We start from the raw sequence: 13,574 nt of genomic DNA, 5'->3' as shown, positions 1-13,574 counted from the left end.
GCGTTCTGCGGCGCCGTCTGCGTTCTGCGGCACGGGCGAGAACGGCGTTCCTCTGCGAGCGCCTGTGAGTGACCACCCGGCGATCAGACGCGGAGGAGATATCCGCGCTCGTCGCCGTGATGGGTGAAGCCCGCCCGGGCCAGAATCGGCGCCGACGTCGAGATGCGTCCCTTGACGAGGGCCGTGGTCGCCCCCATCTCGGCGCTCACACGCAGCCGCTCGGCGAGGACGGCCCGGTATGCGCCGCGCCCTCGCGCCCCTTCGAGCGTCGCGGCGCCCCAGAGCCGCGCGAAACCGTCGACGATCGTGCAGCCGCCGGTGCTCACCGCTTCTCCGTGCAGCCGCCCCAGCACCCGGAACCCGGTGCCCGCCTCGAGCGATCCGATGACCTCGGCGAGCTCCGTCGCGAGCCCTGGCGCGTCGAGCGGCGCCTGCTTCCAGACCGGCACATTGACCGCGTCGACCTCGCGCACCTGATCGATCGAGCGAACGATCTCGGCGGTCGCTCCGGGGGGAACGTCGACCGAGAGCCCGTCGATCTCTCGCGCGAAGACCGCGACGGTGTCGATGTGCTCGGCCCCGCGACGACGCAGCTCGTCCTCGATGTCGGGACTGTCCGAGGCGTTCGTCCAGAAGGTCAGCTCCGCTTCACCCCACGCTCGCGTGCGCTCGATCGCGTGGTCGACGACCGTGCCCGTGTCAGCCGTCGACGCGACCTGCGAGCCCCGCACCCCGGCTCCGAATCGAGACGGGTACCGGACGAGTTGCAGGTGCTGCTTCTCCTGTTCGCTGTCACGGGGGAACCACACCCAGGCGGCGGATGCCCGGAGTATCTCGTCGAGCGTATGCATGAACGTCCTCTCAGCCGGCGACGCCCACGAGCCGCGCGAAGGCGCTGAGCCGCGCCACCCCCTCGGGCGTGCGCGGGAGATCGTCGAGCAGTGCAGGCGAATGGATCAGGTAGGCCGCGACCTGTGCCCGTGAGATGGCCACGTTCAGGCGGTTCTGCAACAGCAGGAACTCGGGGCCGCGCGGGGCGTCGCGACCGCTGGACGCGGCGAGCGACGTGATCGAGACCACGGCTTCCTTGCCTTGGAAGTTGTCCACCGTGCCGACCGGCACATCGGGGAAGCCGGCCGTCGCGAGCGCATCGTGGACCATCTGACGCTGCGCGTTGTAGGGCGCGACGACGATGATGTCGTTCTGGACGAGCGGCCGAGCCGTGGCATCCGCATCGTTGTCGGTGAACGTGCGTCCGAGGAGGTCGTGCACCAGCGCCACCACTTGTGCCGCCTCTTCGGCCGACTGCGTGGCGTTGCCCCGGTGCCGCACAGGGACGACGTGCAGGCCGGGGTCGATGCCGGCCAGCGATCGCAGCTCGGTCCCCGGCGCCGAGGCGAGCTGCCCGGCATAGGCGAGCTTCGACACGGGCGCCGCCAGGAACGGGTGCATGCGCCACGACCTCGCCAGGAAGTAGCCGTAATCGGGCCGGACGACCGCGTCACCGTCCATGACCCAGCCGAGAGCCGAGGTGTCGACGGGTTCGGGGTGCGCGCCCTGACTGACCTGCGGAAGCTGCTGCGGGTCACCGAGCAGCAGCAGCCGCCGGGCGCCGGCGGCGACGGCGATCGTCGAGGCCAGGGAGAACTGACCGGCTTCATCGACGACGAGGAGATCGAGCCCCCCTCGATCGACCCGCGACGTGTTGCTGAAGTCCCAGGCCGTGCCACCGACGACCGCGCCATGCGCGCCGTGCTCGCCCAGGAACGCCGCCATGCCGCTCTTGGGAATCACCGTGTACGTGGGCTCTGCCGCAGGATCCTTCGGCGCCTTCCCGACCTGCGCCGCAGGGACGCCATCGGCGACGACCCGCTCGAGCAGGTTCTCGATGATCGCGTGCGACTGCGCCACGACGCCGATGCGGAAGCCGTGGTCGTTGACGAGGCGCGCGATCACCTGGGAACCGGTGTACGTCTTGCCTGTGCCCGGAGGTCCCTGCACCGCGAGGTAGCTGTCGTCGAGGTCGAGGATGCCGCGCACGATCGCGTCGATCACGTCGTCGCCCTTCGAGGGCAGCGGCTCACCGGAGATCGTCCGCGGCGGGATGCGACGCAGGATGTCGGTCGCAGCATCGCGCGGGAAGCCCGGCGCCGCGACGTGCACCGTGTCGGCCCACTCGTCGATCGCTCCCTGCAGCGAGACGACGCGCGGAGGCGCGGCCGGAGTCAGGGCGAGGGGGAGCTCATCCCAGGTCTGTCCCTGGATCGCCGTCTCGGTGATCAGGTACCCGTCGTCGAGCACCTCGGTGACGGTGACGGTGTGCGGAACGTGCACCGCACGCGAGGGCACATCGGTGTCGAACGGCGCGGGGACGGGATAGAGCGCGAACGGCTGCGCCCCGACGCCGAGCGTGGTGCCCGGCGACACCTCGCCGCGGATCTCGAGGTCGCGCGACATGACACGGCGCCCCTCTCCGACGCTCCAGTCGCGCAGCACGCTCGACGCGGAACGGTCGACTCGCACCACGTCACGTGTGCCGTCCCACATCGTCACGGGTTCCCTGAGACGCTGGAAATGCGACACCCAGAAGCTCTTCGCCTCGCGGGGGAAGTAGTCGATGGCGGCGGCCGCGATGCGATGCACCTGACCGTCACCACCCGCATCGACCTCGCGCTCGGCGTCGGCGAGCAGAGCCACCGACCGCGGTGACGGCTCGTAGATGACCTCGTCGGCTTCATCGGGCGGCGCGGGGTTCACCCCCTCCTTCTTGGCGATCTCGATCAGCCAGTTGCGCAGACGCCGAGTCGACACGCAGTCATAGCGGTTGTAGTCGGCGAGATCGGCGAGCACCGCGTCGGCCTCGGCCCGCTGCCCCGCCGCGGCGAGCTCGCGCGCGGCGACGTACTGCACGATCGAGTCGTCGCCCTTCTGCACATCGCTGGTCCGCACGTCGTCGCCCATGTACAGCGGTTCGAGCTTCTTGATCGAGTACGACCTCGATCCCACGCGGACCGTCCGCAGGACCAGGGGGTACAGATCGACGAACACGCCCTCGCGCAGCAGCCGGTCGACCTCGCCCTCGCGCACCCCGTGGCGCGCCGCCATGGCGACGAGATGAGAGGTCTCATAGGGCGCGTAGTGATAGATGTGCATGCCCGGGTGCGCCGCCCGGCGCACCGTCACGAAGTCCAGGAACTGCTCGAACGCCTCGCGCTCCGCGGCGAAGTCATGAGCCCACAGCGCACTGTACTGGTCGGAGTTGTCGACCCAGCCGAACAGGTAGTCGATCCCCCAGTGGGCATCTCCGTCCGGAGCGGGTTCGGTGTAGAGCGGGTCGCCCTCGAAGTCGAAGAAGATGTCGCCATGACTCGGCACCGGCAGCGTGTGGATCGCCGCCGCGTAATGCACGTCGTAGGTCGGTGCTCCCTCGGCATCCGCCCTGAGCTGCAGCTGCGCCTGCGCGCGCAGGGTCTCGAAGGTGTCGGAGTTCATGCCCTCCGGCGCGCCGTCAGCCGCAGCCAGGGCATCGATCGTCTCGATGCCCGCCGCGCGCAGTCGTGCGCGCTGCACGGGACGCATCCTCGCCACCATCAGCAGGTCGCGATGCGCGATGACCTGCTCTTCGCAGGTGGCGCAGCGCCCGCACGCGACCACGTCGAGGTCGCCGCGGTCGTCGCCCCACGCGAGCGCGGCGTCGGCGGACGGATCGTCGATCGCCCGGTCGGCGATCAGAGCGCGCAGCCGGGCGCGCCGCACCTGGAAGAGCGGGAGCAGGTCGTCGACCGCGTGCGTGCTGATCGATCCGTCGCCGAGGATCAGGTCGACCTCGTCCGATCTCGGGATCCCCAGCCTGTCGAGCTGATCGACATATGCCGCGAGCTGCATGAGGGCCGTGACCCTGGCCTTGCGCGCGAGCTTGGAATCCTGCACGCGCCAGCGACCGTCGTCGTCGCGCTTCAGGAAGTCGGCGAATCCGACGAACTCCGGCGTCGCGAACGCCGCCTGGAAGACGACGACGGCGTCGGAGCGCAGGGCACGCACCGTCTCATCGACGGCTGCTGCGAGAGCCTCGGCGTCGACCGACGACACCTTCTCGATGCGATGCACCCTGTCGTCGCCGAGATCGGCGATGTAACGCGCCAGGACGTTCTGCTCATGGACGTCGCCGAGCAGCGCGGCGCGCGCGAGCGTCGCGTCTTCCGGCTCCTCGACAGCCGGCACGCGTCCCAGTTTGGCGTCGATGGCCCGACACCACGCGAACTCGCATTCGGCGGCCGCCTTGAGGTCGCTTGCGCTCCAGATGACGCGCTGCGCCTGAGTGTCGATCCGCACGATGCTCCCGTTCTCTCGGATGCTTCGACACTAGCTGCGGCATCCGACACGGGCTCTCCGTCGAGCGTCAGCGCCACCAGGTGTCGTCGGGGGTAACCGGGAGATTGCGCTTGTGCTGCGTGGCCAGATACCGCGACTCGATCCGCCCCGCCACCTCGGGGTCGACATCGCGGCCCTCGAGGAAATCGTCGATCTGCTCGTAGGTGAGCCCCAGTTCGTCTTCGTCGGCGCGCCCGGGCTGGCCGTCGAGCAGGTCGGCGGTCGGCACCTTGTAGGCGAGACGGTCGGGAGCTCCGAGCAGCAGGAGCAGCGAGCGCCCCTGACGCTTGCTGAGGCCGGACAGCGGGAGGATGTCGGCCGCTCCGTCGCCGAACTTCGTGTAGAAGCCGGTCACCGCCTCCGCCGCGTGGTCGGTGCCGATGACGAGGAGGCCGTCGTGGCCCGCGAGGGCGTACTGCGTCACCATGCGCACGCGCGCCTTGATGTTGCCGCGGTTGAAGTCGCTGATGTCGCTCGTGACTGCGAACTCGATGTCCTCTTCGACGCCGTCGACGCCGTTCTGGATGTTCACCTCGACGGAGGAGTCCGGAGCGATGAACTCGAGGGCGGCCTCGGCGTCGGCCGCATCGCTCTGCACCCGATACGGCAGACGCACGGCGAGGAACGCCGCCTCGCCGCCCTCGGCCCGAACCCGCTCGACGGCGAGCTGCGCGAGACGTCCTGCGAGCGTCGAGTCCTGCCCGCCCGAGATCCCGAGCACGAAGCCCTTCGCACCGGTCGCGCGGAGGTAGTCGACGAGGAAGCCCACACGGCGCTCCACCTCGACCTCGGGGTCGATCTCGGCCTTCACACCGAGCGCTTCAGAGATCTGCTGCTGCAGGGACACGTGTTCCTCCGGTCTACTCGACGTCAGTATCCTCCCCCAGTGTTACATCGGGATGACGTCGCTCGCACGCGGCCGGCTTCGTGGCGCCCCACCGACCTGGCAGGATGGCGGAGTGAAACTTCTCGTCGCCGCCATGGCCTCCGAACTCGCCGCGTTCCCCGAGGAGCTCGAGGGATTCGACCAGCTCGTCACGGGCGAGGGCAAGATGCAGGCCGTGTTCGCCCTGACCCGTGCGCTCGATGCGCGGGAGTACACCGAGGTCGTGGTCGTCGGGACCGCCGGGGGCATCGACCCCGAGCTCGAAGCGACCGTGCACGAGATCGGCAGCGCGCTGCAGCACGATGTGTTCGACCTCGACGGCGTCGCCGGACAGCACGTGTCTCTGCCTGCTCGAGTCTCGACGGGCCGTGAGGGCGTGCTGATCGCGACCGGTGACAGCTTCGTCGGCGATGCGGGGATCACCGCTGTCATCCGGCCGTCGGGCGCGGGGCTCGTCGACATGGAGACCTATGCGTACATCTGGGTCGCGGAGCAGTTCGGCGTGCCGATCCGTGCATTCCGCGCGATCTCCGATCGGGCCGAGGACGGCGCTCTCGTCGACTTCCGCGAGGCGATCGCGCGGTGCAGCGTCCAGCTGCGCGAGGTCATCCGCCGCGAGTACGGCGTCTGAGGGCAGACGGCGTCGCACCGGGCGTCCTGCCGACGCGAGACCGGTGGCCGGCGTGTCAGCGGCGGTCGGCGCGAGAGCGGGAGTGCGCCTCAGCGCGATTCGATGACGCTCGGCCCCGCCGATGTCGCACGCACCCGGAGCTGTGCCGGGATCTGCTCCTGCATCGCCTCGACGTGACTGATCACGCCGACGGTGCGGCCGCCCTGCCTGAGTTCGTCGAGTGTGCGCATCGCGACGTCGAGGGTGTCGCCGTCGAGGGATCCGAACCCCTCGTCGATGAACAGCGTGTCGAGGCGGATTCCCCCCGCGCGTGCTGTGACGACCTCGGCGAGGCCGAGTGCCAGCGCGAGTGAGCTGAGGAAGGTCTCTCCTCCGGAGAGCGACTGCGCGGGCCGTGTCTGCCCGGTGAACGCGTCGAAGACGACGATCCCCAGGCCGGATGCCGCGCCGCGGGCGGCGAGCGCATCGGAGTGCCTGAGCTGGTATCGCCCGGTCGACATGTCGCCGAGACGACGGTTCGCCGCGTCGACGATCTCCTCGAGCTCGGCGGCGAGCACGAACGTCTCGAGGGTCATCTTGCGGGTGTTCGCTCCGCGCCCTGCGACGGTGTCCGCGAGGCCGCGGAGGATCTCGAAGTCGGCGACCTCATCGGCTGTGCGCGCGTGTTCGGATGCCGCGGCGTCGATGATCGCCGAGAGCTGCTCGGCCACGCCCGCGGCCCGCCCGGCCTCATCGACGGCCGTCGTCCACCTCAGGCGGGCGGATCGGGACTCCTGCTCGACGGGCTCGAGATCGATCGGATCCTCGGGGAGCGTGCGCAGCTCGAGATCGAGGAGGATCGCGCGCTCCTTCTCGCGCTGCACCGCGTGCTGAGTGACACGGCTCTCGAGGGCCGCCATCGCGGCCGAGGATCGAAGTGCCTGCTCTGCCGCGTCGACGTCGTCGAACGCCGAGGCTGCGAGCGCCGCGTCCTGCTCGGCTCGCGCTGCGGCTGCCGCCTCGGCGCGGCGCACCCGTTCGGCGGTCGCCTCGATCAGGCTCCGCGCCGATTCGACCTGCGCGGTCGTCGCCGCCAGGCGGTCGGCCACCGAGGCGAAGTCACCCCGCGCCTCCGCGACCGCCGCCGTGGTCTCGGCCACCCGCTGCACGAGCACGGCATGCTCCTCGCGAGCCGCGGCCAGGGCGGTGGCGTGGTGGTCGCGGTCGGCGTCGAGTCGTCGGATGCGCTCGGTCAGTGCGTCCCGCTCGCTGTCCAGGATGCGCATCCGCTCCCCCGCAGCGACGCTCCGCGCATGCTCCTCGGTCGCTCGTGCGAGTGCAGCGGCCGCCGCCTCGGGATCCCTTCCGTCGGCTCGCGTGATCGCGGCGGAGAGCTCGGCGCGTAGGGTCGATGCGAGGTCCGCCGCCTCACGCTCCCGAGCGGCCAGTCGATCACGAGCGGCCTCCGCCTGGTCGATGTCGTCGGCGGAGACTGGATCGGAGTGCACCGCCGGCGCCGGATGCTCGCGCGAACCGCAGACCGGACACTCGTCGCCATCGTGCAGAGAGGTGGCCAGCTCGCCGGCGAAGCCGTCGAGTCGTCGCCGCCGAAGCTCTGCGAGCGCCGCCTGCGCGGTGGCCAACGCCGCGCTGGCATCAGCGAGCGCCCGGTCGGCCGCGGCTCGGTCGGCGTCGAGACGCACGACCTCGAGCGCCGCGGCGTGGCGACCGGCGGCGGCGTCTCGCGCCGTCGCCAGATCACCCGCACGGTCGGCGACTCGACGCGCCTCGTCGCGCTCCGCAGTGAGAGCCTCCCACTGGGCGGGCAGCGCGGCGCGCTCGACCTCGCCCGCCTCGACGCGGCTCGTCGCCGCGCTCACGGCATCCGCCGCCGCGGCGAGCTCGGCGTCGAGCTCGGGAGCCGTGCGCTCCAGCTCGACCGCACGTTCCCACGCACCCGTCTGCTTCGTCCGCTCGGCCGCCCACCCCGACAGGTCGTCGACCGCGATCCCGTGCGCTTCCCACGCAGCGTGCGCTCGTCTCTCGGCTCCGAGAGCCGCCTCGAGCAGATCCGCCGCCTTGACCGCGGCGGCGATCGGTGCGCGCAGCACCTCTGCGGCCCTGGCGTCATCCCACTCGTCCCGCGCCAGGCGGATCGACGGCTCGTCGGCGTCCAGACGCTCGAGCGCAGCCCTGGCGCGGTCTCGTTCGACCTGCGCCCGCTGCTCGTCGCGCGCCGTCGCGAGCGCTGCATCGGCGGCGGCGACGGCCTTCTCGGCATCGTCGCGCTCCGCCGCACGCCGCTCCGCGCGGTAGTCGGCGCGCGCTCGCGCCTGCCGCAGTTCTTCGAGCCGCTCGTCAGCCGTCCTCGCGGCCGGACGTGCCTCTGCGCCGCGCTCCTGCCCCGCGACGTCATCCGCACCGCTACCCAGTCCGGCGCTCGCGACGAGCCGCTCGCCCTCGTCGAGTCTCGCCGACACCGTCGCGAGTCGTGCGCCGACCGCATGCTCCGCAGCCCTGCGCCGGTCATCGAAACGCGCCTGCACGTCTTCGAAGCGCTCGGTGCCGAACAGACGTCGCAACAGCGCCTGACGCTCTCTGCTGCCTGCCAGCAGGAACTCGGAGAAGCGGTTCTGGGCGAGCAGGATCACCTGGAGGAACTGCTCGCGACTCAGCTGCAGGATCTCATCGAGCTCGTACGCCGCCTCCCGCTCTCGTGCGGCGAGCCCCACCCATTCCCCGCCGACCAGCATGTCGAGCTGCACGGCGGCGGCCTGCACCGTCATGCCTCCTCCGCGCTTCTTCGGCCGCTCGTAGTCGGGTGAACGCGTGACGCGGTAGCGCCCGGCGGACGTGCTGAACTCGACCACGACCTCGGTCACGTCGTCGGGTTCGCAGTGATCGCTCCGGAGCCGCTTCTCGCCGCCTTCGTATCGGGGAACACCGCCGTACAGGGCGAAGCACACGGCATCGAGGATGCTCGATTTGCCGGCCCCGGTGCGACCGGCGATCAGGAAGATGCCGTCATCGGCGAACGCGTCGAAATCCACGACCTGCCGTTCGCGGAACGGACCGAATCCCTCGACCTGCAGTCGGTGCAGCTGCATCAACGCACCTTCTTCGCTGTCGTAGCCCTCGAGGTCCGAGCCGTCAGTGTCCGAACCCTCACTGTCAGAGCATCACCGCGCGCAGCCATCACGGACTAGATCAGCGCTTCCGCGCGCACGCGGTCATCGAGCACCTCGCGGATCAGCTCGCCCTCACGCTCGGTGGCCCCCTGCCCCGAGCGGACGTGCTCGAGGAAGGCCTCGATGCGCTGCGGGTCGGTGACGGCGCCGCGGAGTCGGTCGACGTAGGAGCGCTCGACCGCCTCGGCTGTCTCGGTCGGCTGATGCTGCACCATGGCACAGTGCGGGTACCGCTCGCGCAACCGTCGCATCGGTTCGGTCTGAGCGAGCGCATCCGTGTAGACCGCGCACACCCAGTGGTCGGCGTGGGCTGCGACGTTCTCGTCGGAGAGGATCTCCTCGAGCGTGCCGGTGAGGGTGACCAGCGGACGAGGGATCGGCAGATCGAGCCACTCGACCGACGACAGCCCGGTCGCGTCGAGGTCGACCAGCCACGATCCGCGTGGCTTGTTCTGCTCGCCGAAGCTGTAGTGCAGCGGGGCCCCCGAGTACCGCACGCGTCCGCTGATCTGCTGACGTCCGTGGATGTGCCCGAGCGCGACGTAGTCAGGCCCGTCGAAGACGGCGAGCGGCACGACGTCGAGTCCACCCTGGCGCACCTCGCGCTCGAGCCCGATCGTCGCGTCGACGCCGGCGGCGAAGCAGTGCGCGATCGCCACGGAGCGTCCCGGATTCTCCTGCATGCCCTGACGGACGATGTCCATGGCGTGCGCGAGCGTCTGCGCCTGCGTGCGCAGTTCGGTGTCGGCCCAGTGCTGCCGGACGATGGCCGGTTCGAGATACGGGATCCCGAAGAAGCGCACGGGTCCGTCTGCGTCGTTCACCGTGACCGGCTCGCCGATCGCGAGCGGATCGGTGAGCACGTGGATGCCGTCGCGCAGCAGGCGCGCCTGGAATCCGAGTCTCGCGGCCGAGTCGTGGTTGCCGCTGGTCACGATCACGGTCGCCCCGGTGTCGTGCAGCGCGACGAGTGCGTCTCCGAGAAGCGTGTACGCGGCACCGGCGGGTGTCGCGGAGTCGAACACGTCGCCGGCGACCACGACGACGTCGACCGCGTTCTCCCGCACCTGCTCGGTGAGCGCCGCCAGCACCTCGGCCAGCGCGTCCATGGTCGAGCTGCCATGGAAGGTGCGGCCGATGTGCCAGTCAGAGGTGTGCAGGATGCGCATGGTCACACGCTACGAACGACCACCGACATTCGGTCCGAGGCGTGCCGCTGAACGCCGAGGAGACACCGGGGAGAAGAGCGGAAGGTCCCCTGACCCACCCTCGTCACGTCGATCGACACGCGGTGATGCACCGTGCTCATGCTCGGTCACCTGTGTGGGATGCGGGGCTGCGCGATGCGAATCCGGGCTGCCCTCTGCCCGACAGGGCCGGAATTGCCCCTCCGGCTGGGGTTGTGTCCGCCTCGGCGCGACTACCGACTTCCGCTCTACTCCTCCAGATCGTGGGTCCAGTTCGCCTGCTGGATCCGATTGTCGAGCTCGCGCAGCTCCTGGGCCGTCGAATCCGCCCTGGACCTCAGGTCGGCGACGGGCAGCGCGGCGAGCTGCCGGAGCTCGGACCGCATCTGTCGGAACACGGTCGAGGCGCCCGACGCCGCTGCTGCGGCATCCACCAGCAGCGAGTGCTGAAGCCGGAGGACGTCACGCGTGGCGAGCGCATCGGTCATGGTGCCGTCGGCGCCCAGATCGAGCCGCGAGTTGGTCGCGTTGATGCGCCGGATCAGATCTCTCAGCCGTGCGAGATCGGCATCCGCCTCGACGAGCAGAGCCACGGCGTCCTCCGCCGGCTCCTCGCCCTCCTGATAGCGCGCGTTCGCGGTGATGCGAACACGGAGCTGCTCGATCCGTCGCTGCAGATCGGCGCGGGCGGTGAGGGCCTCGGCGAGTTTCATGCTGTCATCCTCGCAGAGCGGCCCCGCGTAACACAGCGTCAAACGGCCGGAAGTCAGCGTGAGCGCAGCAGCGAAGCGTGGTCGGGATGGGCTGCGAACCAGTCGGCGACGTACCAGCACACCGCATCGACCGTGCGATCCCCGCGCGCCTCGATGTCGGCGACGGCACCCTCGACGACCGCTCCCGCATAGCCCTTGCCGCGGAAAGTCGGCACCGTGAAGGCTCTGGTCAGGGCGATGGTCTGCCCGTCGTCGCGATAGTCGAGGACGCTGACGAGCTGGCCGTCGCGCATCAGCGTGTACCGCGAGGCGTCCTTCTCGTCGGTGAGGATGAACCCGGATGCCAGTGACGATGTGCTCACCCGCCCCACGTTACGCCCACATCCCTTACGAATAGTCGTTTTGACACGCCCGGACATCGTGGGACATAATCCCCCCATGACTACCAACGCAAGCCCTTTGTCCGCCCAGGAGGCGAACAGGACTGCCGGGATGATGATGCCCGGTCGCGTTGGCATGTGTTGCCGAATGTGTCGCTGAACGAACAGCCACTCCGTCTGACCTGACCCTCGCGATCTGCGGGAACTGGTCTCCGAGCACCCACCCCTGCTCGCTCTCCGGCTCGCCCGGTCATTCCTGCAACGCATCAGAGCCTCTCTCCGGCTCATGTCCTGAGGACTTCATCATCATGTCGAACACCACTCTTCTCGAGCGTCCCTCCGTCTCCGCCGTGCGCACCTCCCCCGCGCGATCCGATGAGGAGCCGCTCGCCGCAGATCTTCCCGCCGTCCGCTCACCGCGCGGCTTCGCGCTCTACGTCGGCCTCGACGAGATCAAGGCCGCCGAAGCCGGCGTGAGCCTCCCCCTGCTCGTCGACGCCCTCCGCCGCACTCTCGCCGAGCTCGCCCCCGGCGCCGAGACCCATGCGACCGTCGCGCTCGCACCGCACGGCTCAGGCGGTCGCGACCTCGACGTCGTCCGGCTCGCCCTGCAGGAGCCCGGCGCGATCGCCCGCACCAAGGCTGCTGCCGAGGAGGAGACGGTCGACGAAGAGGGCGGCGTCGTCGTCGACATCTCGCGCAAGCGCGTGCTCATCGACGGCGAGTCGGCCGCGTTCACCTACAAGGAGTTCGAACTGCTGCAGTACCTCGTGCTCCGCGAGGGGCGCACGATCGAGCGCAGCGAGCTCGTTTCCGCGCTGTGGCAGGCCCAGGACGACGAGACGCCCGGAGAGCGCACGATCGACGTCCACGTGCGTCGCCTCCGCGCCAAGCTCGGCCGCTACGAGGACATCGTCCGCACCGTGCGCGGCATCGGCTACCGGTTCGACCGCCATGCCGACGTCGTCATCCGCTACGGTCACGGCACCCCGTCGCCCGACCGCTTCTGAGCTCGGTGTCAGACCCGCGGCGTACCGTGGGAGCGTGACTCTGACGACCGATGCCGCCGCCGACGGCCCTCCGGTGTCCGTCCGCAGGCGCGAAGCCGTCTATCGCCCCGCGCACCCGCTCGATCTTCGGCGCACGGTCGGCATGCTCCGCCGCGGGCCCGGAGATCCGACGATGCTCTTCGACGGCCCGGTGATCTGGCGGGCGCTGCGCACTCCCCGCGGACCGGCGACGCTCGCTCTCCGCGCGGCCGACGGAGGGATACACGCGACCGCGTGGGGTTCGGGCGCCGATGACGCGCTCGACCGGCTGCCCGCTCTGTGCGGAGCCGACGACGACCCGCAGGGCTTCGACGCGTCGCTCCATCCGCTCATCGCCGAGGTCGCGAGGCGCACGCCCGGCATCCGCCTCGCCAGGACGGGCGAGGTCTTCGATGCGCTCGCCTGCGCCATCCTCGAGCAGAAGGTCACCGGGCTCGAGGCCTTCCGTGCCTGGCGTCTGCTCGTCACGAAGTACGGTGAGCGCGCTCCCGGCCCGACGCCGCGACCGATGTACACCGCTCCGACGTCCGAGGTGTGGCGGGCCATCCCCTCGTGGGAGTGGCATCGCGCCGGCGTGCAGCCTCCGCAGTCGAAGACGATCGTCCGCACGGCGTCCCGAGGCGAGAGCGTCTCTCGCGCCCTTCTCGCTGCGGAGACCGGCGACGACCGGGACCGTGTGCTGACGAGCCTCCCGGGCATCGGCCTCTGGACCTCGGCGGAGACGCGCATCCGCGCACTCGGCGACCCCGACGCCGTCAGCGTCGGCGACTACCACCTGGCGCACGAGGTCGGCCACGTGCTCACGGGCCATCGGACCGACGACGACGGGATGCTCGAGCTCCTCGCGCCGTGGGCCGGGCATCGGCAGCGGGTGATCCGGCTCATCTTCGCGAGCGGCATCAGCGAAGCGCGTCGCGGCCCGCGTCTGTCACCGGAGGACCATCGCGATCGCTGACCCCCCGCGAAGCCTCCGGAGCCCTAGGCTGAACGCATGTCCCGCAACGCGCTCCGCTTCTCCGTCACCGGTGGGCTCCTGATCCTCGGTGTCGTGGTCGGCCTGATCTTCCAGAACGTCTGGCTCGGCATCCTGCTCGCGGCCATCGTCTGGCTCGGCTGGTTCATCGGATACGAATCCCGCCGCGGGCGCAACGCCGGGGTGAACGATGAGGACCACGGCGTCGAACTCTGAC

The 13,574-nt window shown here is 70.2% G+C and carries 11 protein-coding genes; 4 read left to right on the top strand and 7 right to left on the bottom strand.

The genetic code is table 11. The features are described 5' to 3' along the window. Nucleotides 1-83 precede the first annotated feature (83 nt). The 3 genes from HWD99_RS01505 to nadE all read right to left on the bottom strand — a co-directional run bounded on the left by HWD99_RS01505 (nucleotide 84) and on the right by nadE (nucleotide 5,218). Entirely contained in the window at nucleotides 84-851 is a 768-nt protein-coding gene (locus HWD99_RS01505) for a hypothetical protein (RefSeq protein WP_241794471.1), read from the bottom strand. 10 nt (nucleotides 852-861) lie between these two features. Then, complete coding sequence (locus HWD99_RS01500; RefSeq protein ID WP_241794470.1) at nucleotides 862-4,332, bottom strand: bifunctional RecB family nuclease/DEAD/DEAH box helicase; 3,471 nt, start codon at nucleotides 4,330-4,332, stop codon at nucleotides 862-864. A 67-nt stretch (nucleotides 4,333-4,399) separates the two neighbouring features. Then, nucleotides 4,400-5,218, bottom strand: a complete 819-nt coding sequence (gene nadE / locus HWD99_RS01495; RefSeq protein ID WP_241794469.1) for an ammonia-dependent NAD(+) synthetase — start codon at nucleotides 5,216-5,218, stop codon at nucleotides 4,400-4,402. A gap of 112 nt (nucleotides 5,219-5,330) precedes the next feature. Here nadE and HWD99_RS01490 point away from each other — a divergent pair, with 112 nt between their 5' ends. Further along, the gene (locus HWD99_RS01490) at nucleotides 5,331-5,888 is read left to right on the top strand and encodes a nucleoside phosphorylase (protein WP_241794468.1); all 558 of its coding nucleotides are present in this window, start codon (nucleotides 5,331-5,333) and stop codon (nucleotides 5,886-5,888) included. Nucleotides 5,889-5,977: 89 nt separating this feature from the next. Here HWD99_RS01490 and HWD99_RS01485 read toward each other — a convergent pair whose 3' ends face one another. The 4 genes from HWD99_RS01485 to HWD99_RS01470 form a co-directional block, all read right to left on the bottom strand. Then, the gene (locus HWD99_RS01485) at nucleotides 5,978-8,974 is read right to left on the bottom strand and encodes an AAA family ATPase (RefSeq protein WP_241794467.1); all 2,997 of its coding nucleotides are present in this window, start codon (nucleotides 8,972-8,974) and stop codon (nucleotides 5,978-5,980) included. Between the two features lie 95 nt (nucleotides 8,975-9,069). After that, a complete protein-coding gene (locus tag HWD99_RS01480; RefSeq protein ID WP_241794466.1) occupies nucleotides 9,070-10,224 on the bottom strand; it encodes an exonuclease SbcCD subunit D in 1,155 nt (384 codons plus the stop codon). Between the two features lie 266 nt (nucleotides 10,225-10,490). Then, nucleotides 10,491-10,955, bottom strand: coding sequence for a DIP1984 family protein (locus HWD99_RS01475; protein WP_241794465.1), 465 nt, complete (start codon nucleotides 10,953-10,955; stop codon nucleotides 10,491-10,493). A 53-nt stretch (nucleotides 10,956-11,008) separates the two neighbouring features. Next, the gene (locus HWD99_RS01470) at nucleotides 11,009-11,248 is read right to left on the bottom strand and encodes a GNAT family N-acetyltransferase (RefSeq protein ID WP_241794794.1); all 240 of its coding nucleotides are present in this window, start codon (nucleotides 11,246-11,248) and stop codon (nucleotides 11,009-11,011) included. Nucleotides 11,249-11,643: 395 nt separating this feature from the next. Between HWD99_RS01470 and HWD99_RS01465 the strand changes: the two genes are divergently transcribed. From HWD99_RS01465 to HWD99_RS01455, 3 genes are read left to right on the top strand one after another with little or no spacing between them, the layout of a single operon-like run. After that, nucleotides 11,644-12,345: a winged helix-turn-helix domain-containing protein gene (locus HWD99_RS01465; protein ID WP_241794464.1), complete on the top strand. Its 702-nt coding sequence runs from the start codon at nucleotides 11,644-11,646 to the stop codon at nucleotides 12,343-12,345. A gap of 34 nt (nucleotides 12,346-12,379) precedes the next feature. Next, nucleotides 12,380-13,339: a DNA-3-methyladenine glycosylase gene (locus HWD99_RS01460; RefSeq protein ID WP_374205440.1), complete on the top strand. Its 960-nt coding sequence runs from the start codon at nucleotides 12,380-12,382 to the stop codon at nucleotides 13,337-13,339. 36 nt (nucleotides 13,340-13,375) lie between these two features. Further along, nucleotides 13,376-13,573: a hypothetical protein gene (locus HWD99_RS01455; RefSeq protein ID WP_241794463.1), complete on the top strand. Its 198-nt coding sequence runs from the start codon at nucleotides 13,376-13,378 to the stop codon at nucleotides 13,571-13,573. Nucleotide 13,574: the final 1 nt, after the last annotated feature.

It is taken from the genome of Microbacterium sp. C5A9 (genome assembly GCF_022627955.1).
Classification (GTDB): Bacteria; Actinomycetota; Actinomycetes; order Actinomycetales; family Microbacteriaceae; genus Microbacterium.
The sequence above is the reverse complement of the archived record's forward strand: the minus strand, read 5'-3'. Positions and strand labels throughout refer to the sequence as shown.